This window comes from Pseudarthrobacter siccitolerans (genome assembly GCF_001046895.1).
Lineage (GTDB): Bacteria > Actinomycetota > Actinomycetes > Actinomycetales > Micrococcaceae > Arthrobacter > Arthrobacter siccitolerans.
Map to the genome: position 1 here is coordinate 25557 of NZ_CAQI01000025.1, position 25711 is coordinate 51267.

A 25711-nucleotide genomic window follows, 5' to 3' on the forward strand; every position below is an offset into this window, starting at 1 on the left:
GGAGAGATGCACCATGACTGAGAACCCGGAAACTCCCGGCGAAGAGGCCCGCAGGGGAAGCACGGCCCCCGGACTTGAAGGCGAGGGCGGGCAGTACGTGGACGGCGATTACGGTGATGCCGGAACTGTGGGCGAGCCCGCCGGGAACCTCGCGGAAGCCGAATACCCGGACGGGGATTACGGCGACGCCGGTACCGCCGGTACCGCGCACGAAGCGGACGCCGTCCGCGAGCGGCTCACCGACGGGCAGGTGAACACCACCGCCGAGGAGCGTGGTCCCCTGCACGGCCACAGCGACAACGACAGGTAGCAGCGTTAGGCAACCGCAAGAACAGCAGTCCGGCGGCGCGGTTCTCCAACAGCGAACGGAGGACCGCCGTCGGCCGTTAACCCCCTGAATTTCAAGGTAAAGACAGCCTTCCTATTTCCTGCCAAGAGCAAAGTTGAGCGTACTTCACTCAACTTGGATTGACATCGTCGGTGCCCTGAGTAAAGTTGAGTGCAGAACGCTCAATCATTGGGGCGCCAGCAAGTTTCCAAGGAAAGAAGGAAGCAACACATGTCACGTGCAGTAGGTATCGACCTCGGAACCACCAACTCCGTCGTCTCCGTTCTCGAAGGTGGCGAGCCCACCGTAATTGCCAACGCCGAGGGTGGCCGCACCACGCCGTCCGTCGTTGCATTCTCCAAGTCCGGCGAGGTGCTGGTCGGCGAGATCGCCAAGCGCCAGGCTGTCAACAACATCGACCGCACCATCGCTTCGGTCAAGCGCCACATGGGCACTGACTGGAAGGTGGACATCGACGGCAAGAAGTACACCCCGCAGGAAATCTCCGCGCGTATCCTCATGAAGCTGAAGAACGACGCCGAGTCCTACCTGGGTGAAAAGGTCACCGACGCCGTCATCACCGTCCCCGCGTACTTCAACGACGCCGAGCGCCAGGCCACCAAGGAGGCCGGCGAAATCGCAGGCCTGAACGTCCTGCGCATCGTCAACGAGCCCACCGCCGCAGCTCTCGCGTACGGCCTGGACAAGGGCAAGGAAGACGAACTCATCCTGGTCTTCGACCTTGGCGGCGGCACCTTCGACGTCTCCCTGCTGGAAGTCGGCAAAGACGAAGACAACTTCTCCACCATCCAGGTCCGCGCCACCGCGGGCGACAACCGCCTGGGCGGCGACGACTGGGACCAGCGCGTTGTTGACTACCTGCTGAACCAGCTCAAGGTCAAGGGCATCGACCTGTCCAAGGACAAGATCGCCCTGCAGCGCCTCCGCGAAGCAGCCGAGCAGGCCAAGAAGGAACTCTCCTCCTCCACCAGCACCAACGTCTCGCTCCAGTACCTCTCCGTCACCCCCGACGGCCCGGTCCACCTGGACGAGCAGCTGACCCGCGCCAAGTTCCAGGACCTCACCAAGGACCTGCTGGAGCGCACCAAGAAGCCGTTCCACGACGTGATCAAGGAAGCCGGCATCAAGCTCTCCGACATCAACCACATCGTGCTCGTGGGTGGCTCCACCCGTATGCCCGCCGTGTACGATCTGGTCAAGGAACTGGCCGGCGGCAAGGAGCCGAACAAGGGCGTGAACCCTGATGAGGTTGTGGCCGTTGGTGCAGCCCTCCAGGCCGGTGTGCTGAAGGGTGAGCGCAAGGACGTCCTGCTGATCGACGTCACCCCGCTGTCCCTCGGCATCGAAACCAAGGGTGGCGTGATGACGCACCTGATCGAGCGCAACACCGCCATCCCCACCAAGCGGTCCGAGACCTTCACCACCGCTGACGACAACCAGCCGTCCGTGGCCATCCAGGTCTTCCAGGGCGAGCGTGAGTTCACCCGCGACAACAAGCCGCTGGGCACGTTCGAGCTGACCGGCATCGCGCCGGCTCCGCGCGGCATCCCGCAGATCGAGGTCACCTTCGACATTGACGCCAACGGCATCGTCCACGTCTCCGCGAAGGACAAGGGCACCGGCAAGGAACAGTCCATGACCATCACCGGCGGCACCGCGCTCTCCAAGGAAGACATCGACCGCATGGTCCGTGACGCCGAGGAGCACGCCGCCGAGGACAAGGCCCGCCGCGAGGCAACCGACACCCGCAACTCCGCCGAGCAGCTCGCCTACTCCGTGGACAAGCTGATTGCCGACAACGCCGACAAGCTGCCTGAAGAGGTCAAGACCGAGGTTCAGACCGACGTCGACGACCTGAAGAAGGCACTCGAAGGCACCGATGACGCCGCAGTGAAGTCCGCGTTCGAGAAGCTGCAGGCATCGCAGACCAAGCTGGGCGAGGCCATCTACGCCCAGGCCGGTTCCCCGGACGGTGCCGGTGCTTCCGCAGGTGCTGAAGGCGCCGCAGGTGGTGCCGCAGGCGACAAGGCTGCCGACGAGGACATCGTCGACGCCGAAATCATCGACGAAGACGAAGCGAAGAAGTAACCATGCCGCACCACGGTAACGAGGAAGAGCACAACACGGCACCCCGTGAAGAGCACCTCCAGGAGCAGCAGGGCAACGGCCGCCAGGAACCGGTCATTCGGGACAACCGCAAGGTTGACCCGGTGACCGGCCAGGCCCGGCACCCCGAGGGAGGTCACGCCGAGGGCGGCCAGTCCGTCCCGGGTGACCCTTCCGGGGATTCCGACGGCGACGCCCTGGCCCAGGCCGAGGAAATCCTCAACGGCGTCGAGGTGCCGGCTGAGGAATCCGTGGCCCAGGGTGTTCCCGCAGGGGCAGGCAGCGCCGAGGCAGTCGAGCTGAAGAACGACCTCCTCCGCCTCCAGGCCGAGTACGTCAACTACCGCAAGCGCGTTGAACGCGACCGGGCCGTGGCAGGGGAGATGGCCGTCATCGGCGTCCTGAACTCGCTGCTGCCGGTCCTGGACGATATTGACGCAGCCCGCCAGCACGGTGACCTCACGGACGGACCCTTCGCCGCGATCGCCACCAAGCTGGAGAACGCGCTGAAGACCTACGGCCTGGTACGCATCGATGAGACCGGCGTGGAGTTCGATCCCACGATCCACGAGGCCCTCATCCAGCAGCCCGGCGAAGACCTGGAAGTCGACACCGTCAGCCAGGTACTCCGCTCCGGCTACAAGTCAGGCGACCGAGTCCTCCGCGCGGCGCAAGTGATTGTGGCTGTCCCTGCCTGACGGTCACCAGGCGCTACGCCGGATAGGGGGCGGTGCCCGCTCCGCGGTGCCCTCCACACCGCCGCCCCCTATCCGGCCTCCGCGCCGGCGGTCATCTCGCCTAAGGTGAGGTAACCACAAAGCTCGCAGCGGTACAGGGGCCCCGGGAGTGGCATCGGGCCTGCCGGAGCGTGGCGGCTGAGGTCCGCAAGGACCCAGCCGCCACGCGAAGGGGCGGGGGCCCCTGTACCGCGGAGAGCTGTTAGTTAGAAGACTTCGAAAGGAAACGCCATTGGCTAGCCAGGACTGGGTGGACAAGGACTTTTATAAGATCCTTGGTGTTGCCAAGGACGCTTCCGACGCCGACATTAAGAAGGCCTACCGGAAGCTTGCGCGGCAGCATCACCCTGATACGAACTCGGGGAACACTGCTTCCGAGAAGAAGTTCAAGGACATCTCCGAGGCTTATTCCGTACTTTCCGATCCCGACGAGCGGCAGCAGTACGATGCTATCCGGGCGATGGGCGGCGGAGCCCGCTTTGCTCCCGGCGGCGCCGGTGCCGCAAACGGCGGGTTCGAGGACCTGTTCGGCGGCCTCTTCACAGGCAACACCGGCAGGCACGCGGGCGGCTTCAACCCGTCAGCCGGCGGCATTCCACCCGAGTTCGCCGACCTGTTCGGCGGCGGTTTTGGCCAGACGGGCTTCCAGCGAGCCCCGCAGAAGGGTGCGGACCGGACAGCGTCCACCAGCATCTCGTTTGCAGGATCCATCAAGGGCACCACGATCGGACTGCGCGAGCCCAGCGGTGACGTCATCGACGTCCGCGTTCCCGCCGGCATCAAGGACGGCCAGAAGGTCCGGGTGCGCGGCAAGGGCCAGCCCGGTCCGGCCGGCAATGGCGACCTGGTGGTGACCGTCTCGGTCCAGCCGCACGCTTTCTACACGCGCGACGGCGACAACCTGCGCATCCACGTTCCGGTCACCTTTCCGGAGGCTGCCCTGGGCGCCGACATCGAAGTGCCCACGATCGAGGGCGAAAAGGTGCGCGTCCGGGTGCCGGCCGGGACGCCGTCGGGCCGTACCCTGCGGGTCAAGGGCAAAGGCGTGAAGACGTCCAAGGGCACCGGTGACCTGCTGGTGACCATCGACGTCGCGGTTCCCAAGAACCTGAACAAGGACGCCGAAGCCGCGGTCAAGGCGTTTGCCGAGGCCACCTCCGATGCCGACGTCCGAGAGGGCCTGGCCGCCAAGGCCCGGCTTTAGCAGCGGGTGAGCCGTGGACTTCAACGCCGCGAACATCAACTCAGACCAGCCGATCTTTGTGATCTCGGTGGCGGCTGAACTGGCGGACATGCACCCCCAGACGCTCCGCCAGTACGACCGGCTGGGCATCGTTTCGCCCAGCCGCGCGCCCGGCAAGTCCCGCCGGTACTCGCAGCGGGACGTCAACATGCTGCGCGAAGTGCAGCGGCTGTCCCAGGAAGGCGTCTCGCTCGAAGGCATCAAGCGGATCCTGGAACTCGAAAACCAGGTGGCAGCCCTGCAGCGCCGGGTCTCGGAACTTTCGGAGGAACTCAGCCGCCGTCCGCAGCCGTTCGATTCCCGGATCTTTGCGGCAGGCGCAGCGGGAGACGTGGTCAGCCTGGCCCGCGGCCAGCGCCCCCGGCCGCGGTCCCAGGCCGTGGTGCTCTGGCGGCCGCGCGCGATCGGACAATAGGTACCGCTTCAAAAGGGCCGGCCGAAATTCGAGTACCCACTACTCGTGACGCTTTTACCCCCGGAAACTTGAATGGAACCACTGCCGCTGGATCAGCAGCAGTGGTTCCAAGTTTCTGGGGGTTTTTATGTTTGGTACCCATGGGCAGGTTTCCTGCCGCAAAGGCGCCGGGGTTTTCCGATGAGCCCGGGCATGGAAGCTGTGGCCTCGTTCAGCGGCTCGATGCCCGGCCAGATCCTGCTGGCCCTCGGCCAAACGGTGGTGGTGGTGTGCGTGTGCTTTGACATGATGCGTGCCCTGTCCGTGCCGCGGTCCCACCGGCGCTACGTGGCCAGCACTGTTTTCCGGACCCTTGCCGTTCCGTCCATCATTGCCAACGGGGTGACCGTCCTGATTGCCCTGGTGCTGGCTTCCTGGATCGATGTGGTGATGGGCATGTTTGTGCTGATGGCCATCATCTTCCGGCTGCACCACGACAAGGACGAGGACAACTGGTGGAAGGGCAAGGGCAAAAAGCTCGCCCGCTGGGCCCGGCGCCAGCTCTCGGGCCGGACCGCCGCCGCCCCCGCGATGGGGTGAGCCCTATCACCGTTGATGACCTGCGGTACGCCGAGGGCTTTTGAGGCCTTCGGTGCCGAACTCGAGGCCGTAGCCGGACTGTTTGGCCCCGCCGAAGGGGATCCGCGGGTCCGCCGCGCCGTGCTTGTTGGGCTGGCAGCCTTATTCGACCCTCCGGACGGCGACTGTTTCGTCCTGGTCCCGGGCGAAGGAAAAGCTGAGGAGGGCAGCGATCCACAGCAGCACCACCAGCGCGGGGAGCGAAACCAGGCCAAACCTGTCGGCCACATCGCCCACAGTATTTGGCAGCCCTAGCCGGGCCAGGAGCCAACCCACGGCAGCGATGGCCGACACTGACGCCGAGACCAGGCGCAGGACGGTGTAGCGGCCTGCCCTGGCGATCAGGATCAGGGGCGGGAGTACCAGGCCAACCACTGCCAGCTGCATGGCTTCAATACCCAGGTTGAACGCGAGGAGCGAGAGCCCGAGATTGAGTCCGCTGAGGTCGAATTCGCGGAGGGTGTTCGAGAAAGCCAGGCCGTGGATCAGGCCGAAGAATCCCGCAACGAAGGTCTCCCGGCCGGGGAAAATAGGCGCGATGGCGTGGGCAGCTGCGACGAGGATGCTGACCGCGATGAGCGCTTCGACGGGCCCGCTGGGAACCGGAACGCCGAGGGTGCCTAAAGCCAGCGTGACCGAATGTCCCACCGTGAAAGCGAGGGTCATACCTGCGATACGGTGTACGGCATCCTTCACCCGCGCAGCTCCGGCCCAACGGTGGCCGGAAGCCATCAGCGGCGCCACCAGCAAAAGGGTGAGCAGAAACAGCTGGTGGTCAGTGCCGCCCTGGATGTGCTGCATTCCGTGAACGAACATGCTTCCGAAACTGCCCAGCGCGTCCCCTTCACCTGGCGCAATGTGAAGGGCTTCCATGCGGATATGGTACTCGCGCATCCATGTGAGCCGAGGGGAGCGGCGAGGATTCCTGGCGTTGACGTCGGAGCCTGCCAATCCCGTTTTCAATCTGCTCGGTCATTCCGAAGGGTGCCGCTTTCCGAAAAGGGAAACTCAGATTGATGCTATGAGGTTCGACTGAAGCGGGAATAGTGATCGAGGAGTCCTGCAGTTCACGCCAACTGTTTCGCCGTTGATCCGCCGGTTCAGGTGCCAGGGGTTGGCGTCCTGCAGGGCTTCGGGGAGGAGTTCCTGGGGGAGGTTCTGGTAGGCGACAGGGCGGAGGAAGCGGTTGATGGCGAGGGTGCCGACGGAGGTGGTGCGGGAGTCGGAGGTGGCGGGGAAGGGGCCGCCGTGGACCATGGCGTGGCCGACTTCGACGCCGGTGGGCCAGCCGTTGACGATGATGCGGCCGACTTTCTGTTCGAGGACGGGCAGGAGGCGGGCCGCTGTCGGGTAGTCCTCTTCGGTGAGCTGCAGGGAGGCGGTGAGCTGGCCTTCGATGCGGCGGGTGGCCTGGAGGAGGTCCTCGACGGAGGAATAGCGGATTACCAGGGAGGCGGCGCCGAAGATTTCCTCGTGCAGGACCGGGTTGGACGTGAATTCGGTGACGCCGGTGCCGAAGATGGCCGGCGCGGGTGCGTTCTCGGTGGGGCCGGGGGTGCCCTGGCCGATGAGCTGGACGCCTTCAGCGCCGCCGAGGTTTTCGGTGCCGGCGTTCCAGGACTCGGCGATGCCTTCGGTGAGCATGGTCTGCCCGGAGCAGGCGGAAACGGCGCGGCCGACGGCGGCGGCGAGTTTGTCCCCTGCCTCGCCTGCCGGGGCAAACAGCAGGCCGGGGGAGGTGCAGAGCTGGCCGGAGCTGCCTGTGACGGAGGCGACGTACTGCCGGGCGAGGGCGTCGATGTGTTCGGCGGGGCCTTTGAGGGCGCCTTCGAAGACGAAGACCGGGTTCAGGGAGGACATTTCCGCGTAGACCGGGATGGGTTCGGGGCGTGCGGCGGCGGTGCGCATCAGGGCGGTGCCGGCGGCCTGGGAGCCGGTGAAGCCGACGGCCTTAATGGCGGCGTCGGCCACGAGGGCCTGGCCGATGCTGGAGCCGGGGCCGTAGACCAGGGAGAACACGCCGGGGTGGAGCCCGTTGTCTTTGACGGCTTTGGTGATGGCGTGGCCGACGAGTTCGCTGGTACCGGGGTGGGCGTTGTGGGCTTTGAAGACGACGGGGCAGCCGGCGGCGAGGGCGGAGGCGGTGTCTCCGCCCGCCGTCGAGAAGGCCAGGGGGAAGTTGCTGGCGCCGAACACGGCGACGGGGCCGAGCGGGATCTGGCGCTGGCGGATGTCGGCGCGGGGCAGGGGGGTGCGGTCCGGGATGGCCGGGTCGATGCGGACGCCGCGGTAGTCGCCCTGCCGGATCACGGTGGCGAAGAGGCGCAGCTGGCCGGTGGTGCGGGCACGCTCTCCCTGGAGCCGGGCGGCGGGCAGGCCGGTTTCCTGGCCGGCGCGGGTGATGAGTTCCTCGCCGATGGCTTCGATGTTGTCTGCGATGGCTTCGAGGAAGGCGGCGTGGGTCCCGGGGTCAAGGGTGGAGAAGGAGGGGAAAGCTTCGGCTGCGGCGGCGGTGGCTGCCTTGAGCTGGTCCTCGGTGAGCAGCGTGTAGGTGGGCTCCAGGGCCTGGTTGGTGGCCGGGTTGAAGCCGAAGGTCGTCTTGCCTTCGCCAACGACCGGCTGCCCGGCAATAAGGGAATGTCCAGTGAGGGTCACGATGATTCTTTCGGGACGGTGGCGGGCTATGGAAGAGCGGTGCCGGACAACCGGCAGCGGCGGTTGCCGCTGCCGGTTATCCCTTGACGGCTCCGGCGCTGAGGCCCTGGACCAGGAATTTCTGGACGTAGGCGAAGAGCAGCACCACGGGGATGATGGCTATGACGCCGCCAGCGGCGAGGGCCCCGAAGTCGGCACCGAATTCGCCGAGCAGGTAGCTGAGACCGACGGGGACGGTGAATTGGTCCTGGCTGCTGATGAACATGATGGCGAAGAGGAAGTTGTTCCAGGCGCTGATGAAGGCGAAGGAACCAACGGCCACGATGCCGGGCTTTAGGAGGGGAAGCACGACTAACCGGAATGCCTGGATACGGGTGCAGCCATCTACCCAGGCAGCTTCTTCCAGTTCCACGGGGACATTCCTGATGAAGCCTGACATCAGGATCAGGGACAGCGGAAGGTGAAAGACGGTGTCCGAGATAATGAGGCTCCAGAGGCTGTCGGTGAGGCCGACCGCATTGAAGATCTCGAACAGTGGGATGAGCATCATGGCCCCGGGCACGAACTGTGTACAGAGCATGGCTACCAGGAATAGTGTCTTTCCGCGGAACTTGAAACGGGCAAGCGCATAGCCGCCCAGGAGCGCGATCACGGTCGAGGTCAGCAGGCTCATAACGGCTACGAAGAGACTGTTTTTGAAGTAAATACCGAATCCCGACCCGTTCCATACCGTCTCGAAATGCTCGAGCGTGATCGGCCACGGGACCAGCGACGTCGATCCTGAGGGGCGGAAAGCGAACAGCAGCATCCAATAGAACGGTACGAGCGTGAAGACGAGGAACAGTGCCAGCGGCACGTAGGTCAGGATCCGGTCTATGCGGCGCGCCCGCTTTTTCAAGGGGCTGAGTGACCGGTTTGTGTACTCGCCCTCGTCCCCTGCCAGTGGGCGGGTCGCCGTGGTTTGTGGAAGCAAGGAGGTCATTTGTCATCCTCTTTGGACTTGGTGATGCGCAGATAGACCAGCGAGAAGAAGGTCAGGATCATGAAGGCCACCACTGTCAGAGCGGAGCCGTAACCGAAGTCCCGGTCATGGATGGCTGTTTGTGCGACGTAGAGGGGCAGCGTGGTGGTGGCACCTGCAGGTCCGCCACCGGTCAGGGTGTAGAGGAGGTCGACGTTGTTGAACTCCCATACAGCCCGAAGCAGGGTGGCGATGATGACAGCCTGCCGTATGTGGGGCCATGTGATGGACAGGAACTTCCGCACCGTCCCGGCTCCATCGACGTCTGCGGATTCATAGAGTTCGAGGGACACCGATTGGAGGTCGGCCAGGATAAGAATCGCAAAGAAGGGTATGCCCTTCCACATTTCCGCGAGGACCACGGCCCAGAACGTTGTTCCGCTGCCGGACAGGAGCGAGAACCCATATTCGCCGATTCCGAGATCTGCGAGGTAGCGGCCGATTCCGGTTGACGGGTTGTAGATCAGGATCCAGATGGTGGTGGTGAGGATGCCCGAAACTGCCCAAGGAGAGAAGACGAGCGAGCGTGCGACGGCCCGGCCGATGAACGTTTTGTTGATCAGCAGTGCCAGTGCCAGCCCGAAGATGAACTGCAGTCCCACCTCCACCACCACCCATTGCAGCGTGAAGGTAAGGCTGCGCCAGAAGAGCGGGTCAGCGCCCATGGCGATGAAGTTGTCCAGGCCGGCGAACCCGTCGTTCCACGGCTGGGTGACGTTGGAGTGCTGAAGGCTGTAATAGAAGACGCTGCCTACCGGGTAGACCAGGAACACCAGCGTCAGCACGGCGGCAGGGCCGATCAGGAAGTAGGGGTAGAAGCGGCGAAGCTTGGCATTCGGTTTTCGTTGTTTCGATCGCGCCGGACGCTCGGGGGTTATGACAGACATGGCGTCACTTCTTCATGTACTTTTGTTGGGCCTTCGTGAGCTTCTCGGCCGATTGGGTCAGGAAATCTTTGACTGAAAGCTGCTTCTGAAGGACGCGCTGCCATTCAGGAAGCATCTCTGTAGTCGTGATGGAATTGAACTCCGGCAGGTAAAACGGCTGTTCAAGTACTACTGCGTCTTTATTTTCAAGTGCCTTGATGGACGTCTGCATAGCGGGGTTCTCGGTAACCCAGGCCTCCTTGGCGACTTCGAGATTGCCTGGGAGGTAACCGGATTTCTGCGCCCAGAAGCTGTTGCCCACAACACTCATGGTGTATTCAAGGAACTTCCAGGCAGCTTCCTTGTGTTTGCTGGCCTCGAACATGGCAAAGCCGGTGGTCATGCGACCGGAGAGCACTGACTTGCCCGACTTTGAGGGAAATGGTGCCACCGCTGCGACTTTGTCGGCGCCGAGGGCGGCGACGTGGGTGGGGTAGGAACCGATGCTGTGGCTGAGCATGGCCGCTCCGCCGGAGCCGAACTGGGCCACCATCGTTTTGAAGTCAGCAGTCAGGTCACTCTCAGCGGTGTCCTTGCCGTAGAGATCGACGTAATCTTCGGCCGCGGCTACGACTGCGGGATCGTTCAGGGTTGACGTGCCGTCTTCGCGGAAGAATGTATCAACGCCGGCTTGCGGGTAAACCATCTGGACAAACTGCGAGAAGAAGCCGTTTCCACCGCGCAGGGTGTAGCCGAACTTCCCCGTTGATTTGTCGGTGAGCTTGTCCGCTGCCGCGTAAAAGTCGTCCCAGGAAGTAGGAGCGGACAACCCGGCGTCTTTGAAGAAGTCTGACCGGTAATAGATGACATCCGCCAAACTCGTGGCGGGCGTCAGGTACAGCTTCCCGTCCGGAGATGCAGCCTTGGAGGACTTGGTCATGGCGGATGAAATCTTGTCGTCCCAGCCGCCGCCTTCAAATTTCTCATCCAGCGGGGCAAGAGCCTTCTGCGCCACAAGCGCCGAGATGTCGGATGCCTTCGGCGTAATGATGTCTGGTGTCGCCTTGGTAGCTATCGCCGTGCTGATCTTCTGCATGTACGAGTCCGTCGGCAGGCCAAGGTAATTGACCTTGATGGACGGATTCTTCTCCTCGAACATGCTGATCAGTTTCTTCAGGTTTTCAGTGCGCTCAGGCCGGGTGTCTGTGTCCCAGAGTTCCAGTGTGACAGGGCCGCCGTCAGCTGAGTTCTCCGCGGCACCGCCGGAACCGCAGGCAGTCAAGCCCAGCATGCCGGTGAGCAGGAATGCCACTGCCAGGGCGGGCGCCGAACCACGTGCCTTAGGGAGTGAAGGTCCCTTGTTCTTACGCATCATTGCGTTCCTCTCGATGGAAGGTTGTCGGGGAGAGCCGGCCTCAACGTGCCGCCGCTCATACATCGTATACTACATACGATGTTCCTGATATGATCGGTTTTGTCGAAAGGAATTTATTGTGGGTACCGAAGTCATGTCTGGCGCTCTATTGCCGGCAGCGTCCAGGACAAACCTCGTCGTAGAGGCACTCCGCCGCTCCATCCTGACCGGAGAGCTTCCCGCCGGGCAGGCTCTGGTTGAGACTGAACTGGCGCGCCGGTTTGGAATATCGAAGACACCGGTCAGGGAGGCCTTGAAGACACTCGCTGGAGCCGGACTAGTGACGATGAGCGAATATAAGGGCGCCACTGTCCGGGTTGTCGACGAGGAGATGGCCAGAAGCGTCTTCGACGTTCGGTCCCTCCTTGAGCCCGTCGCCGTGGCACGAACGGTCGAGAGGGGCTTCGATATGGACCGGGCGCAGGCAGCGCTCGACCGTGCGGCCGGAGCGGCAGACGAAGCCGAGCGGAGCCTGGCCAATCGGGATTTCCACCAGCTTCTCTACTCCAACTGCGGCAATACCGTTTTGACTCAGATGCTCGACGGACTCCGGGAGCAGACGGCCCTCATTTCGGCGAACGCCTGGATTAAGCAGCACTCCTGGGAGGAAGAAGCGGACGAGCACGCCGAAATCCTGTCAGCGGCACGAAGCGGGGACGCCGGCAGGGCAGCAGAACTCGTTCTCAACCACATCAACAGCTTCGCCGCCCGCGCCGTGGGACAAATTGCCAAGGGGCAATCATGACTTTTACAGCACTCCGTGCAGCGCTGGCCGACGTCGTTGCCATACCTGTGACGCCTTACAGGGATGGCGCCCCGGACGTCCCTACGTTCAAGACGCTTCTTCGCCGGCTGATTACCAGCGGCGTTACAACCATCACCCCGAACGGGAATACGAGTGAGTTCTATGCTCTGACAACCGAAGAGCGCCATGTTCTTATCGAGGCTTCGGCCGAAGCCGCCGGTGATGACGCTTTCCTGCTCCTGGGCATCGGGCATGACATCCAAACAGCCATTACCGATGCACGCCTCGGCAGGGGGGTGGGCATCCCGATGGCCATGATCCACCAGCCCACCCACCCGCATATCTCCGCTCCAGGCTGGGTGGAATATCATGCCCAAATTGCCTCCGCTGTCCCGGAAATGGGCTTCGTCCTTTACATCCGTAATGAATGGGTGACCGCGGCAATGCTGGTCGAGTTGTCCGATCGATGCCCGAACGTCATCGGCATCAAATATGCCCTACCGGATCCGACGCAGTTTGCGCGGATCCGGGATCTGGCCGGCGCTGACCGATTCGTCTGGGTGGCCGGTCTGGCTGAACCCTATGCTCTGTCCTACGCCGCACACGGGGCAGCAGGCTTCACCTCGGGACTCGTCAACGTCAATCCGGAACTGTCCCTTGCCCTCCGTGACGCGCTGCGCGACGGAAACTACCCATTGGCCGGGGCGCTGCTCGCACGGATATCCAGGTTCGAAGAAATGCGCGCCGAACACCGGTCCGCCAACAACGTCAGCGTGGTCAAAGAAGCCCTCGCACAACTGGGCCTTTGTGACCGAGCCATCCGGCCGCCCAGCCGCGAAGTGAACGACTCGGACCGAACCGAAATTGCCGACATCCTCGCAGACTGGGCAACTACGCACAATCTGCTCCCCACTCAACGTCGGCCCTCCAAAGCTGCGGTGGTTGTATGAAAATCACCGGGTTCAAGACCTTCATGCAGCGGGTTGGAAACCGACCACGGCTGCTCCTGCGGATAGACACCGACGAAGGAATTTCCGGATGGGGCGAAGCCTACAACCATGGCCCCGACTGGTCCCTGGTGCCAGTCCTGGACTATCTCTTTGAGCAGGTCAAGGGGGATGATCCCCGACGTGTGGAGTACGTAACGCAAAAACTCATCCGCAAAGCCCGGTTTCCACAAGGAGCCATCGGACTGGCAGCAATCTCCGCGATTGACCACGCGCTCTGGGACATTGCGGCAAAAGCCCTCGACGTTCCCGTCTACAGCCTCCTCGGCGGATCAGTACGCGACCGGGTCTCCGTATACGCAGGCGTCTACTCAGCTCCGGATCCCGCCCTATGCCGGGACATCACCCAAGACCTCAACGAACAATACGGGTTTACCGCCTTCAAGCTAAGCCCGTTCAGGGGTGACCTGCACAACCGCCGCTGGGGGCTGGTAGTGAAGGAAACGGCTGACTACTTCGCGGCAGTAAGGGAAGCATCTGACGACGCCTGGGACTTTGCTTTTGATGCACACGCCAAGATTTTCGAGCCGTACCAAGCACTCCAACTCGGCAACGCCCTCGCGCCATACCAACCACTGTTCTTCGAAGAACCTATCCGTCCCGAATACTTCCCGGCATGGCACAGGCTCCGCGCCGAACTTCAGGTCCCGCTGGCGACCGGGGAGAGCCTCTACTCAGCAAACGAGTTCCTGAGCCTCCTCACGGGCGCGGGAGCAGACATCATCCAGCCCGATATCTGCGTCATGGGAGGAATATCCCAAATGCGGAGAATCGCCACCATCGCCGAAGCACACTTCACCACCGTGGCACCCCACAACCCCATGGGCCCGCTCGCAGTCGCCCATAACCTGCATTTTGCTGCAGCCTGCAGTAACTTCTCCATCCTCGAATACAAACTCGAAGAAACCACATGGTGCCCCGATCCCTATCTCCCAACCGACGGCCACCTGGAACTCCGCCCGGACCGCCCCGGCTGGGGAATCGACATCGACGAAGCTGCCCTGGCCACAGATGACTATGTCCACTGGGAGCGTCAGCTTCCAGTACGGCCAGATGGATCCCTGGCTTATTGCTAAGCCGGCCTGCCGAGCCGCACGGAAGATATAGCTCCGAGTGTTAGTGCCGCGAAAGCCGATCTGCTGGTCAGTAGCTCCGCCGGGTTGCCTCAGGTTTAACCACCGGGGTTTCGCCGTCAGCGGGATGGATGTACTGGTTGGCGAGGGCCTCGGAGCCTCTGGCGAGGAGGGCGACGTCGGCGCCGACGAGGATGAAGTTGGCGCCTTTGTTGAGGTAGTGGTGGGCGGTGTCGGGGTTGAAGGCGTTGACGCCGGCCGGTTTTCCGGCTGCCGTGGCGGCTGCGAGGCAGTGTTCGACGGCGGTGCGCACCTCTGGGTGTTCCTGCTGTCCGAGCAGGCCCATGGAGGCGGCGAGGTCGGACGGGCCGATGAAGATGGCGTCTACGCCGTCGACTTTCAGGATGTCCGCCACGGAGTCCACGGCCGCCGTCGACTCAATCTGGACGGTGACGCTGATCGTTTCGTTGGCGCGGGCGAGGTAGTCCGGGACCCGGTTCCAGCCGGCAGCGCGGGCAAGCGCCGAACCGACACCGCGGACGCCTTGGGGCGGGTAGCGGGTGGCCGCCACCGCTGCCTCCGCTTCGGCGACGGAGTTGACCATGGGGATGAGCAGGTTCTGCACGCCCAGGTCCAGGTATTGCTTGATGAGCACGGTGTCGTTGACCGGCGGCCTGACCATCACCTGGACGGGGTAGCCGTGGGTGGCCTGGAGTTGGGCGAGGATGGATTCGAGGCCGTTGGGGCTGTGCTCAGCGTCGATCAGGAGCCAGTCCAGGCCGGATCCGGCGCAGAGCTCGGCGATCAGCGGGCTGCCGGAGCAGACCCACATCCCAGCCAGCGGCTGGTTCGCCGAAGCGAGGGCGGACCGGAAGGTGTTTTCTAGTGGAATCGGCATGTGACACTCCCCAGGGGTCCGTAGTCGGCGTGGACGGTATCGCCCTTGTGCACCCAGAGCGGGCGGGTGAAGGATCCGGCGAGGATGATGTCCCCGGCCTTGAGCGAGTCGCCGTGGGCGGCGATCTTGTTGGCCAGCCAGTGCACCCCGTTGGCGGGGTGGTCCAGGACGCCGGCGGCCACACCGGTTTCTTCCACGGTCTGGTTCTTGTAGAGGATCGCGGAGACCCAGCGGAGGTCCACGGCGTCCGGCTTCACGGGGCGGCCGCCGATCACCATGGCGCCCATCGCGGCGTTGTCGGAGATGGTGTCCACGATGGTCCGGCCCTCCATCTCGATCCTTGAGTCCAGGATTTCGAGGGCCGGGACCACGTAGTCGGTGGCTTTGAGGACGTCGAAGATGGTGACGCCGGGTCCCTTGAGGCCGTCCTTCAGCACGAACGCCAGCTCCACCTCCACCCGGGGGTGGGTGTACTGGTCCCACTCGACCGAGCAGCCGGTTTCGAGGACCATGTCGTCAAAGATGGCGCCGTAGTCCGGTTCGGTGATGCCGGTGGCGTCCTGCATGGCCTTGGACGTGAGGCCGATCTTGCGCCCCACCAGGGTCCGGCCGGCTTCCTCATTCCGGCGCCGCCACAACTGCTGCACCGCGTAGGAGTCCTCCACGGTCATGTGCGGGTAGCGGGCAGTCAGCCGCGGCACCGGGGTGCGGGAGCGGCCGGCTTCCAGCAGCTCGTCAGCGATGGCCTCAATCGTCGTTGCATCCAGCATGGCTACAGCTGCGCTCCCAGCTTGAACCCCTCAGCCCCCGCTGCTTCGCTGGGCCGGGTGTAGGAGAAGCCGTCGGCGCCGACGGTGACGGCCATTTCGGACTTTTCCTCGCGTTCGATGACGGGTTGGGGGTTGCCGTCGAGGTCCAGGACGAGGGAGGCTTCGGTGTACCAGGAGGGGACGACGGGGTTGCCCCACCAGTCGCGGCGCTGGTTGTCGTGGACGTCCCAGGTGATGGTGGGGTTGTCGGGGTCGCCGGTGTAGTAGTCCTGGGTGTAGATCTCGATGCGGTGGCCGTCCGGGTCCAGGATGTAGAGGTAGAACGCGTTGGACACGCCGTGCCGGCCGGGGCCGCGTTCGATCCGGTCGCTGATGCGCAGGGCGCCCATTTTGTCGCAGATCTGGATGATGTTGTGCTTTTCGTGGGTGGCGAACGCGACGTGGTGCATGCGCGGTCCGTTGCCGCCGGTCAGGGCGGTGTCGTGGACGGTCTGTTTGCGGTGCATCCAGGCGGCGTAGGTGACGCCGTCGGAGTCCTTGATGTCTTCGGAGACGCGGAAGCCGAGGTCTTCGAGGTAGGCGCGGCCGCGGGGGACGTCGGGGGTGACCTGGTTGAAGTGGTCCAGGCGGACCAGTTCGCCGGCGGAGTAGAGGTCGTAGCGCTGGGTGAGGCGTTCCACGTGCTCTACGTCGTAGAAGAATTCGTAGGGGAAGCCCAGCGGGTCCTCGACGCGGACGGAGTCGCCGACGCCCTTGGTGAAGCCGTCCTTGCGCCGCTCGACCCGGCAGCCGAGCTCGCGGTAGTAGGCCTCGGCGGCGTCCACTTCGGCGGGGGACTTGACCCGGTAGGCGAAGGCGGCGACGGCGGCGATGGGTCCCTTGCGGAGCACCAGGTTGTGGTGGATGAACTCCTCCAGCGAACGCAGGTAGATGGCGTTTTCGTCTTCTTCGGTGACGTGCAGGCCCAGGACGTCCACGTAGAACTCGCGGGATTTGGCGAAGTCGGTGACCACGATGTCCATGTAGGCGCAGCGGACAATGTCCGGTGCCGGGACGGTGGGGGTGGGGACGAAGTTGGTCATGATGGTCTCTCTTCTTTGAAAGGGATCGGATAAGTACGACGGCGGCAGGCCGGGCCGGGTGCCCGGGCCTAGCCTTCGTTGGCGGCGGAGGCTTCGATGCTGCCGAACTTGGGGGTGTGGACAGAGCCGAGGGTGATGTGGACGGCCTGCTGGTCGGTGTAGAAGTCGATGGAGCGGTAGCCGCCTTCGTGGCCGAGGCCGGAGGCCTTGACACCGCCGAACGGGGTGCGGAGGTCGCGGACGTTATGGCTGTTCAGCCACACCATCCCGGCTTCGACGTTCTGCGAGAAGTTGTGCGCCCGGGTCAGGTTCTGGGTCCAGATGTAGGCGGCGAGACCGTATTTGGTGTTGTTGGCCAGGGCGAGGGCTTCGTCGTCGTTCTCGAACGGGGTGATCGCCACGACGGGGCCGAAGATTTCCTCCTGGAAGATCCGGGCGTCGGGGGCGACGTCGGCGAACACCGTGGGTGCGATGTAGTTGCCTTCGGGCAGGTGGTCGGGGCGGCCGCCGCCGGCCAGGAGCCGGCCTTCGGACTTGCCGATCTCCACGTAGGAAGCCACTTTCTCGTAGTGCTCCGGGTGGACCAGAGCGCCCACCTGGGTTTTGGGGTCGTGCGGGTCCCCGACCACGATGTTCTTGGCCCGGGCGGCGTACTTTTCACAGAACTCGTCGTAAATGGCCCGCTCGATGAGGATGCGGGAGCCGGCGGTGCAGCGTTCGCCGTTGAGGGAGAAGACCCCGAACAGGGCCGAATCGATCGCGGCGTCCAGGTCGGCGTCGGCGAACACCACGCACGGGGACTTGCCGCCGAGCTCCATGGAGAGTCCCTTGAGGTTTGCGGCGGCGTTGCGGAAGATCGTCTGGCCCGTGGTGGTCTCGCCGGTGAAGGAGATCAGCGGGACGTCCGGGTGCTTGACCAGGGCGTCGCCGGCTTCCTCACCCAGGCCGTTGACCAGGTTGAACACGCCGTCCGGGAGGCCGGCTTCCTTGAAAATGGTGGCCCACAGTGAGGCCGAGAGCGGGGTGAACTCGGCGGGCTTGAGGACCACGGTGTTGCCGGTGGCCAGGGCCGGGGCGAGCTTCCAGGACTCCAGCATGAACGGGGTGTTCCACGGCGTGATCAGGCCTGCGACGCCGATCGGCTTGCGGTTCACGTAGTTGATCTGGGAGCCGGGGACCTTCATGGCGTCATCGAACTGGGCCACGATCAGGTCAGCGAAGAACCGGAAGTTCTCCGCCGCGCGGAGGGCCTGGCCCTTGGCCTGGGTGATCGGAAGGCCGGTGTCGAAGGTTTCGAGTTCGGCGAGCCGGGCTTCCTGCGCCTCGACGGCGTCTGCGATCTTATTAAGAATGCGGGCGCGTTCGCGGGGCTTCATCTTCGGCCACGGACCCTTAGTGAACGCTTCGCGGGCGGCGGCCACGGCGAGGTCGATGTCCTCTTTCTGGCCGGCCGCAGCCGTGGCGTAGTTCCGGTTGGATACCGGGTCCAGGACGTCAAAGGTCTTGCCGCCCACCGAGTCAACGAACTGGCCATTGATGTAGTGCTGGATGTGGGTGGGAAGGTCCTGCGGCACGTAGTGCTTGGCGGTTTCTGCAGAGGTCGTCATCGTTGAAGTCCTTACTAGTGCTTGGCTTGGGCGAGGTAGGCGTCCAGGGTGGCGGAACGGTGCAGGCGGGCTGCTTTTTCGATCGAGTCGGCGTCTGCTCCCGTTTCGATGAGCTGGAGCAGTGCTTCGTGTTCGTCCACGGAATCGTGGGCGCGGCCGGGGACGAAGCGGAAGGTGGAGGACCGCAGTGCTGCCAGCCGGTTCCAGCCGCGGTGCACGAGGTCCAGGATGTGCGGGTTGGGGCAGTGCTCGAAGAGGACGCTGTGGAAGTCCTGGTTGAGCTGCGTGAACCGGACCGGGTCAAAGTGCTCCAGGCATTCGCGCATCTCCTCGTTCACGGCGCGGGCCCGGGCAATCGCCACCGCATCGATCAGCGGAGCGGACAGCGCGGTGGCGGCGCCTTCGACGATGCTTAGGGTCTGCATGGTGTAGAGGTATTCGGTGGGGTCGATTCCGGCCACGGTGGCGCCGACGTTGCGTTCGAACGTCACCAGGCCTTCGGCCTCAAGCCTGCGGATGGCTTCCCGGACCGGGACCACGCTGAAGCCGAGGTCCTTGGCGATGCTGCCTAGGACCAGCCGGTACCCGGGAGTGTAGATGCCCTCCACAATGCGCGCCTTGACGGCCTGGTAGGCCTGCTCGGATTTGCTGCCGGTCGGGACCGCGGCGGGGTCAACTGCAGTCTCAGTCATTGGCCTGGCTACCGGCTTCCCATGCCTCGTACCGGGCCTGCCACTCGGTGTTCATCGGGTAGAGGCCGTCCACGCTGTTGCCCTGCTTGACCATTTCGAAGATGAAGGTTTCTTCCTGCTCCTGGGTGATGCAGTCCTCCACGAGTTCTTCGGCGATGGCCGGCGGGATCACCAGGATGCCGTCGGAGTCGGCCACGATGATGTCGCCGGGCTGGACGGTGGCGCCGCCGCAGGCGATGGTGATGTCCGTGTCCCAGGGGATGTGGCGGCGGCCCAGCACGGCCGGGTGCGGGTTGGCGAAGTAGGTGGGCATGTCCAGGCCGGCCACGGCGGTGTAGTCGCGGACGCCGCCGTCGGTGATGATGGCCGCGGCGCCGCGGACCTGGGCGCGCAGGGCCAGGATGTCGCCCACGGTGCCGGTGCCCTTTTCGCCGCGGGCTTCCATGACCAGGATTTCGCCCTCGTTCACGGAGTCGATGGCGCGTTTTTGGGCGTTGAATCCGCCGCCGTGGGTCTTGAACAGGTCCTCACGGTTGGGGACGTAGCGCAGGGTCCGGGCCAGGCCCACCACGCGGCGGTCCGGGCGGGTGGACTGCAGCCCGTCGATGCTGACGTTATTCAGGCCGCGCTTGCGCAGCTGCGAGGACAGGGTTGCCGTGGCGACGCTTTCCAGCTTCGCCTTCAGCTCAGGAGATAGGGAAGGCGCGACCGCGGCGCCTGACTCGGCCGCTTCGGCGGTGGGGAGTCCGGCGGCTTCGCGGGATCCGTACGCCTCTTCGCGCTGCAGGTCATCAACCTTCGGTCCGGCACCAAAGTCCGCGAACGGCGTTGTGCCTTCCTCCACCCGGGTGACCAGCCGGCCGGTGGTGAGCTCCCCGGCGGAGACCTCCACCTCGAGGACGTCGCCGGGTTTGGCGACGGAAGCACCGGCGGGGGTGCCGGTGAGGATGATGTCCCCCTCCTCGAGCGTCAGCAGCTGGGACAGATCGGCGACCAGGCGGGCGAACGGGAAGAGCAGGTCCTCGGTGGTGTCGTCCTGGACCAGTTGGCCGTTGTGCCAGGTGCGGATCCGCAGGCCGGCGGGGTTCACGGCGTCTGCCGGGATCAGTGCCGGCCCCACCGGGGTGAAGCCGTCACCGCCCTTGGACCGGAGGTTGGATCCCTTGTCCGCCCAGCGCAGGTCGTACACGCCCAGGTCATTGCTGGCCGTGACCGCGGCGACATGGCTCCACGCGTCATCGATCCCGACCCGGCGGGCCGCCTTGCCAATAACCAGGGCAATCTCGCCCTCGTAGCCCAGCAGTTCACAGCCCGCGGGACGCTCCACCGCGTTCCCGGACAGGGAAAGCGACGACGACGGCTTGAGGAAGTAGGAAGGCTGGGCCGGAGTCCGGCCGCGCTGGGCAGCACGGCTGGGGTAGTTGATGTGCACCGCGACCACCTTGCGCGCCGCGGCGAGGGTGTCCCCGTTGACCTGTTCCAAAGCATCTCCTACTGGAAGTACGAAATCGTATACGATTACTCTCCTGCTGTGACCATGCGTTTGTCAACCCCTCGGTTGGTGCCAATTCTCATCCTCTTGTCGTCCGCATCACACCTGGCGTACAGTGGTGCTCCACAGCATGGTTTTCTCATATGGAAACCCAAATTCTATTATCGAACAAATATCTTGGCTCTCCCAGCCACACAACGAAGTGAGGAATCCCGTGCAGTTTCACCACCACGGTTACGTATCCGGAGACCCGAGGGTAAAGCCTGCTGCCGGCGTCGGCCTGAACCGGCCCGATGAACTTCCGGACGAGGTTGACGTCCTGATCGTCGGCACCGGTCCGGCGGGAATGCTCGCCGCAGCGCAGCTTTCGATGTTCCCCAACTTCACCACCCGGATTATTGAACGCCGCCCCGGACGGCTCGCGATCGGCCAGGCCGACGGTATCCAGGCGCGCAGCGTGGAGACTTTCCAGGCCTTCGGATTCGCGGAGCGGATCATCGCGGAGGCCTACCGCATCACCGAGATGGCTTTCTGGAAGCCCGATCCTGCTAACCACGTCAACATCATCCGCAGTGCCCGTGCTGTGGATGACGAGATGGGCATCAGCGAGTTCCCGCACCTCATCGTCAACCAGGCCCGCGTGCTGGACTACTTCGCCGAATTCGCCGCCAATTCGCCCACCCGCCTGAAGCCCGACTACGGGTACGAGTTCCAGTCCCTGAGCGTCGCGAGCGAAGGCGAATATCCCGTCACCGTCACGCTGCTCCACACTGCGGGTCCCAACGAGGGGCAGGAACGCGTGGTCCGGGCGAAGTATGTGGTGGGTGCCGACGGCGCGCGCAGCAAAGTACGCGCAGCAATTGGCTGCACCCTCGCCGGGGACCAGGCCAACCACGCCTGGGGTGTTATGGACACCCTCGCCGTCACCGACTTCCCAGACATCCGCACCAAGTGCGCCATCCAGGGCGAAAAGGGCAGCATTCTGCTGATCCCGCGCGAAGGCGGCCACCTGTTCCGCATGTACGTGGACCTTGGCGAGGTGGACCCGGCCACCCACCACGCGGTGCGGAACACCAGCATCGAGCAGATCATTGAGAAGGCCAACGAGATTCTCCACCCCTACACCTTGGACGTGCGGAATGTGGCGTGGCACAGCGTTTACGAGGTGGGGCACCGGCTCACGGACCGGTTCGACGACGTCCTGCCGGAGGAGCGCGGCACGCGCACTCCGCGGGTGTTCATCACCGGCGACGCCTGCCACACGCACAGCGCCAAAGCCGGCCAGGGCATGAACGTTTCGATGCAGGACGGGTTTAACATCGCCTGGAAGCTCGGGCATGTGCTTGAGGGCCGCAGCCCGGAGAGCCTGCTGTCCACCTACTCCGCCGAGCGGCAGGTGGTGGCGAAGAACCTCATCGACTTCGACAAGGAATGGTCCACCATGATGGCCAAGAAGCCCGAGGAGTTCGAAAACCCCTCGGACCTTGAGGATTTCTACGTGCGCACCGCCGAGTTCCCGGCCGGATTCATGACCGAATACGCACCGTCCATGCTGGTGGCCCCCGCCAAGCACCAGGCTCTGGCCACGGGCTTCCCGGTGGGCAAGCGCTTCAAATCGGCACCCGTGGTGCGTGTGGGCGACACCAACCCGGTCCACCTCGGCCACCATGCCACGGCCGACGGGCGGTGGCGCATCTACGTCTTCGCCGACGCCGCGCCCGCAGGAGCGCACTCAGGGGTGGCCGACTTCGCCGAGTGGATCGCGAACTCGCCGGACTCGCCGCTGGCCGCCACGCCGTCGGGCGCTGATCCGGACGCCTGGTTCGACCTGAAGGTGATCTACCAGCAGCCGCACACGGCCGTGGACATCGGACAGGTTCCCGCCGTCTTCAAGCCGCAGGTGGGCCCGTTCAAGCTGACCGACTACGAGAAGGTCTACGCCACCGATCCCACCGCGGACATTTTTGACCAGCGCGGCCTGGACCGCGGCGGCGTGGTGGTGGTGGTCCGCCCGGACCAATACGTGGCAAACGTCCTGCCGCTCACCGCGACGGCCGAGCTGGGCGGGTTCTTCTCCGCACTGCTGAAGCCGCACCAGGCCTCGGGTCAGCCGCTGACGGTCTGAGCTGTCCTGTACTGCGCGGCGGCATAGACGCCAAGGATCCGCACCTCGGTGGTGAAGAAGTCCAGTTCCTCGAGGGCCAGCTTCAGCGGCAGGTCCTCGGGGTGGCCTTCGACGTCGGCCATAAACATGGTGGCCGCGAACTCGTTGCCCACCATGTAGCTTTCCAGGCGGGTCATGTTCACGCCGTTGGTGGCGAACCCGCCCAGCGCCTTGTACAGCGCGGACGGGACGTTGCGGACGCGGAACACAAAGCTGGTGACCGCCGGTCCGGGCAGTTCGTCCCGGGCCGGCAGCGCCGTTTCCCTGGCCAGGACCACAAAGCGGGTGGTGTTGGAGGGATCGTCCTCAACCCGGGAGGCCAGCACCTCCAGGCCGTAAATCTGTGCGGCGAGCGGGGGAGCGAGGGAGAGTTTGCGCGGATCGTTCCACTCGGCCACTTCCCGCGCAGAACCCGCGGTGTCGCCCGCGATGACCGGCTTCAGGCCGTGCTCGCGGATGAGCTTCCGGCACTGGCCCAGGGCGTGGATGTGGCTGTGGACCTCGGTGGCGTCCCCGATGGTGCTGCCCGGGATGCCCAGCAGGTCGAAGTGGATGGGCAGGAAGTATTCGCCCACAATCTGCAGGTTGGACTGGGGCAGCAGGATATGGATGTCCGCCACCCGCCCGGCGATCGAGTTCTCGATGGGGATCATGGCCAGGTCCGCTTCGCCGCTGGACACCAGCTCGAACGCGTCCTCGAAGCTCGCGCAGGGCACGCTTTCCATGTCCGGGAACATCTGTTTGCACGCAATATTGGAGTTGGCGCCGGGCTCACCCTGGTACGCAATCTTGGAGGCCATGATCCGTATGGTTTCACGCGCGCGGGCCCGTTGGGAAAACAGGCCCGCGATGCTACGCGGGGGTGACGCGCAGCCAGAGGTACTGGCGGGGCAGGAGCGTGACGCCCTCGTCCAGCTGCAGGCCGGCTTCGGAGAGAAGGTCGACGGCGGCGCTTGCGTATCCGGAGAATGTTTCGGCGGGCAGGGACTGGGGCTGGTCGCTGAAGTTGGCCAGTGCCAGGATCCAGGATTGCCAACCGGGGCGCTGGTAGGCCAGGACGCTGCGGTTGTGGGTGGCAAAGTCGATGAGCCGGGTGCCAGCAAGTTCAGGCGTGGCCGCCCGGACCTCGATCATCCGCTTCAAGCCGGCGAAGACCGCGCCTTCGTGGGTGGCAGGGTCCTGGTGGCGGGCGTACTGCTCCGCCGGGTAATGCGGCCGGTGGACCCAGCGGCTGTCCGCTTCGTGCCCCGGCTCATCGGCGTAGCCGTAGTCGTTCACCTGGCCCACCTCGTCGCCGAGGTACAGCAGCGGAATGCCTCCGGTGCTGAAGGCGACCGAGTGGGCCAGGAGGATCCGCTCCACCGCCTTAGCCGGGTCGGCTTCCATGCCGCACAGGGACGCCGTCGTGCCTGAAATCCTGCAGTCCCCGGTCTTGGGGTTGTCCTGGAAGGGCACACCGCGGGCGAAGCTGCCCGGGAAGCGGTTGACATAGAAGGAGTTCAGGAACCTCCGGTGGTCGAAGCCGTTGATGCCCAGTTCCGCGGCGTCCTCGTCCGCGAAGGTCCAGCCAATGTCGTCGTGGCTGCGGACATAGTTCACCCACGAGGTGCCGTCCGGGATGTTGTGCCGGCGCTCCAGTGCCTGGGCCAGGAGCGAGGCGTCACGGGTGGCCAGGGCCTCCCAGATCAGGGCCATCTGCAGCGGGTTGTAGGAGATCTGGCATTCGGCGGGGTCGATGTAGAGGGCCACCTCGTCCGGGTGCACGATGGCCTCGGACTTGAACAGCAGGGACGGCGCCGCGAGCCTGCAGACGGCGTTGAAGGCCTGCAGCAGGGTGTGGGCTTCGGGAAGGTTTTCGCAGGGGGTGCCCAGCTGTTTCCAGATGAACGCCACCGCGTCCATGCGCAGGATGTCCACGCCCTGGTTGGCCAGGAACAGCATTTCGCCAGCCATGGCGCGGAACACGTCGGGGTTGGAGTAGTTCAGGTCCCATTGGTAGGTGTGGAAGGTGGCCCACACCCAGCGGCCGTCCTCCATGCGGATAAAAGAACCGGGGTGGTTCTCGGGGAAGATCTCCCGCACGTTCTGTTCGAAGGCGTCCGGCATGGTGCGGTCCGGGAAGATCCAGTAGTAGTCGCTGAATTCGGGATCACCGGCGGCAGCACGCCTGGCCCACTCATGTTCGTCCGAGGTGTGGTTGAAGATGAAGTCCACCACCAGGCTGATCCCGTTGGCCTTCAGTTCCGCGGCCAGATCCCGGAGCTGCTCCATGCTGCCGTGTTTCGGGTTGACCTGGCGGTAGCTGGAGACCGCGTAGCCGCCGTCGGAGTGCGGCTCGGGTGCCAGGAACAGCGGCATCAGGTGCAGGTAGGTGAGGCCCAGTTCCTTGAAGTACGGGATGCGGCTCCGGACTCCCTCCAGGCTTTCGGCATACCGGTCAACGTAGCAAACGCCGCCCAGCATGCTGTTGGCCAGGAACCAGCCGGGGTTCGCCTCCCGCTCGGCGTCGATCGCCTTCAACCCGGCCGGGCGTTCCTGCCACGAGCGCGCACACTGCAGGACCAACGAGGTGAGCTGGTCCAGCCAGTCGTCGCGGGAAGCGTACAGCGCATGGAAGAGCCGGAGGAGGTCCGGGAAGTGCCGGTCGAACCGGCCCTCAAAGTCACTTCCGGCGCTGACGTCCGCCCGGGCCATGGCCTCCACGACATGCTGCCGCGCTGTCTCGTCCACACTGGCGAGTTCCTGCATAAAACGGGC

General features: G+C 64.5%; 23 protein-coding genes and 1 pseudogene. 10 read left to right on the top strand and 14 right to left on the bottom strand.

The window, feature by feature from the left end; all coding sequences use genetic code 11:
* Nucleotides 1–13: 13 nt before the first annotated feature.
* From ARTSIC4J27_RS00620 to ARTSIC4J27_RS00645, 6 genes are all read left to right on the top strand, one after another.
* Nucleotides 14–310 carry a hypothetical protein gene (locus ARTSIC4J27_RS00620; RefSeq protein ID WP_050053281.1) on the top strand — a complete coding sequence of 99 codons (297 nt, stop codon included), beginning with the start codon at nucleotides 14–16 and terminating at the stop codon, nucleotides 308–310.
* 249 nt (nucleotides 311–559) lie between these two features.
* On the top strand, nucleotides 560–2437 hold the full coding sequence (gene dnaK / locus ARTSIC4J27_RS00625; RefSeq protein WP_050053282.1) for a molecular chaperone DnaK: 1878 nt from the start codon (nucleotides 560–562) through the stop codon (nucleotides 2435–2437).
* Between the two features lie 2 nt (nucleotides 2438–2439).
* Nucleotides 2440–3153, top strand: a complete 714-nt coding sequence (locus ARTSIC4J27_RS00630) for a nucleotide exchange factor GrpE (protein ID WP_050053283.1) — start codon at nucleotides 2440–2442, stop codon at nucleotides 3151–3153.
* A 271-nt stretch (nucleotides 3154–3424) separates the two neighbouring features.
* Nucleotides 3425–4396, top strand: coding sequence for a DnaJ C-terminal domain-containing protein (locus ARTSIC4J27_RS00635; RefSeq protein WP_200900727.1), 972 nt, complete (start codon nucleotides 3425–3427; stop codon nucleotides 4394–4396).
* Nucleotides 4397–4409: 13 nt separating this feature from the next.
* Complete coding sequence (locus ARTSIC4J27_RS00640; protein ID WP_083435230.1) at nucleotides 4410–4850, top strand: heat shock protein transcriptional repressor HspR; 441 nt, start codon at nucleotides 4410–4412, stop codon at nucleotides 4848–4850.
* A 192-nt stretch (nucleotides 4851–5042) separates the two neighbouring features.
* Nucleotides 5043–5429 (top strand): hypothetical protein, encoded by a 387-nt coding sequence (locus ARTSIC4J27_RS00645; RefSeq protein ID WP_050053284.1) that lies wholly within the window; start codon nucleotides 5043–5045, stop codon nucleotides 5427–5429.
* A gap of 8 nt (nucleotides 5430–5437) precedes the next feature.
* On the opposite strand, the pseudogene ARTSIC4J27_RS23080 reads toward ARTSIC4J27_RS00645, so the two are convergent.
* The 6 genes and pseudogenes from ARTSIC4J27_RS23080 to ARTSIC4J27_RS00670 all read right to left on the bottom strand — a co-directional run.
* Nucleotides 5438–5558: pseudogene (locus ARTSIC4J27_RS23080) on the bottom strand (aldehyde dehydrogenase family protein); the annotation flags it as partial.
* A 12-nt stretch (nucleotides 5559–5570) separates the two neighbouring features.
* A complete protein-coding gene (locus ARTSIC4J27_RS00650; RefSeq protein ID WP_161799503.1) occupies nucleotides 5571–6341 on the bottom strand; it encodes a HupE/UreJ family protein in 771 nt (256 codons plus the stop codon).
* A gap of 135 nt (nucleotides 6342–6476) precedes the next feature.
* Entirely contained in the window at nucleotides 6477–8123 is a 1647-nt protein-coding gene (locus tag ARTSIC4J27_RS00655) for an aldehyde dehydrogenase (NADP(+)) (protein ID WP_235436468.1), read from the bottom strand.
* Nucleotides 8124–8199: 76 nt separating this feature from the next.
* A complete protein-coding gene (locus ARTSIC4J27_RS00660) occupies nucleotides 8200–9105 on the bottom strand; it encodes a carbohydrate ABC transporter permease (protein WP_083435231.1) in 906 nt (301 codons plus the stop codon).
* Nucleotides 9102–10031: a carbohydrate ABC transporter permease gene (locus ARTSIC4J27_RS00665; protein WP_050053286.1), complete on the bottom strand. Its 930-nt coding sequence runs from the start codon at nucleotides 10029–10031 to the stop codon at nucleotides 9102–9104. The genes ARTSIC4J27_RS00660 and ARTSIC4J27_RS00665 overlap by 4 nt, the downstream gene beginning before the upstream one ends.
* A gap of 4 nt (nucleotides 10032–10035) precedes the next feature.
* A complete protein-coding gene (locus ARTSIC4J27_RS00670; protein WP_161799505.1) occupies nucleotides 10036–11382 on the bottom strand; it encodes an ABC transporter substrate-binding protein in 1347 nt (448 codons plus the stop codon).
* Between the two features lie 121 nt (nucleotides 11383–11503).
* Here ARTSIC4J27_RS00670 and ARTSIC4J27_RS00675 point away from each other — a divergent pair, with 121 nt between their 5' ends.
* Genes ARTSIC4J27_RS00675 through ARTSIC4J27_RS00685 form a run of 3 tightly spaced genes read left to right on the top strand, consistent with a single transcriptional unit; the run spans nucleotide 11504 to nucleotide 14252 of the window.
* Complete coding sequence (locus tag ARTSIC4J27_RS00675; RefSeq protein ID WP_235436469.1) at nucleotides 11504–12169, top strand: GntR family transcriptional regulator; 666 nt, start codon at nucleotides 11504–11506, stop codon at nucleotides 12167–12169.
* Complete coding sequence (locus tag ARTSIC4J27_RS00680) at nucleotides 12166–13119, top strand: dihydrodipicolinate synthase family protein (RefSeq protein WP_050053288.1); 954 nt, start codon at nucleotides 12166–12168, stop codon at nucleotides 13117–13119. Before ARTSIC4J27_RS00675 ends, ARTSIC4J27_RS00680 begins: the two co-directional genes overlap by 4 nt.
* Nucleotides 13116–14252 (top strand): mandelate racemase/muconate lactonizing enzyme family protein, encoded by a 1137-nt coding sequence (locus ARTSIC4J27_RS00685; protein ID WP_050053289.1) that lies wholly within the window; start codon nucleotides 13116–13118, stop codon nucleotides 14250–14252. Before ARTSIC4J27_RS00680 ends, ARTSIC4J27_RS00685 begins: the two co-directional genes overlap by 4 nt.
* 67 nt (nucleotides 14253–14319) lie before the next feature.
* Here the strand turns inward: ARTSIC4J27_RS00685 and ARTSIC4J27_RS00690 are convergent, their stop codons facing one another.
* The 6 genes from ARTSIC4J27_RS00690 to ARTSIC4J27_RS00715 form a co-directional block, all read right to left on the bottom strand.
* Nucleotides 14320–15147, bottom strand: a complete 828-nt coding sequence (locus ARTSIC4J27_RS00690) for an HpcH/HpaI aldolase family protein (protein ID WP_200900728.1) — start codon at nucleotides 15145–15147, stop codon at nucleotides 14320–14322.
* Complete coding sequence (gene hpaH / locus ARTSIC4J27_RS00695; protein ID WP_050053290.1) at nucleotides 15132–15917, bottom strand: 2-oxo-hept-4-ene-1,7-dioate hydratase; 786 nt, start codon at nucleotides 15915–15917, stop codon at nucleotides 15132–15134. The genes ARTSIC4J27_RS00690 and hpaH overlap by 16 nt, the downstream gene beginning before the upstream one ends.
* A 2-nt stretch (nucleotides 15918–15919) precedes the next feature.
* Entirely contained in the window at nucleotides 15920–16999 is a 1080-nt protein-coding gene (gene hpaD / locus ARTSIC4J27_RS00700; RefSeq protein ID WP_050053291.1) for a 3,4-dihydroxyphenylacetate 2,3-dioxygenase, read from the bottom strand.
* Nucleotides 17000–17067: 68 nt separating this feature from the next.
* Complete coding sequence (gene hpaE, locus ARTSIC4J27_RS00705) at nucleotides 17068–18606, bottom strand: 5-carboxymethyl-2-hydroxymuconate semialdehyde dehydrogenase (protein ID WP_050053292.1); 1539 nt, start codon at nucleotides 18604–18606, stop codon at nucleotides 17068–17070.
* A gap of 14 nt (nucleotides 18607–18620) precedes the next feature.
* On the bottom strand, nucleotides 18621–19298 hold the full coding sequence (locus tag ARTSIC4J27_RS00710; RefSeq protein ID WP_050053293.1) for a GntR family transcriptional regulator: 678 nt from the start codon (nucleotides 19296–19298) through the stop codon (nucleotides 18621–18623).
* Nucleotides 19291–20781, bottom strand: a complete 1491-nt coding sequence (locus ARTSIC4J27_RS00715) for a fumarylacetoacetate hydrolase family protein (protein ID WP_050053294.1) — start codon at nucleotides 20779–20781, stop codon at nucleotides 19291–19293. The genes ARTSIC4J27_RS00710 and ARTSIC4J27_RS00715 overlap by 8 nt, the downstream gene beginning before the upstream one ends.
* A 223-nt stretch (nucleotides 20782–21004) precedes the next feature.
* Here ARTSIC4J27_RS00715 and ARTSIC4J27_RS00720 point away from each other — a divergent pair, with 223 nt between their 5' ends.
* Entirely contained in the window at nucleotides 21005–22915 is a 1911-nt protein-coding gene (locus ARTSIC4J27_RS00720; protein ID WP_050053295.1) for an FAD-binding monooxygenase, read from the top strand.
* On the opposite strand, the gene ARTSIC4J27_RS00725 is transcribed toward ARTSIC4J27_RS00720, so the two are convergent.
* Together ARTSIC4J27_RS00725 and ARTSIC4J27_RS00730 are read right to left on the bottom strand one after the other, a co-directional pair.
* Nucleotides 22897–23754, bottom strand: coding sequence for a prephenate dehydratase (locus ARTSIC4J27_RS00725; protein WP_050053296.1), 858 nt, complete (start codon nucleotides 23752–23754; stop codon nucleotides 22897–22899). The genes ARTSIC4J27_RS00720 and ARTSIC4J27_RS00725 overlap by 19 nt on opposite strands.
* Nucleotides 23755–23806: 52 nt before the next feature.
* The gene (locus tag ARTSIC4J27_RS00730) at nucleotides 23807–25702 is read right to left on the bottom strand and encodes an amylosucrase (RefSeq protein ID WP_050053297.1); all 1896 of its coding nucleotides are present in this window, start codon (nucleotides 25700–25702) and stop codon (nucleotides 23807–23809) included.
* Nucleotides 25703–25711 lie beyond the last annotated feature (9 nt).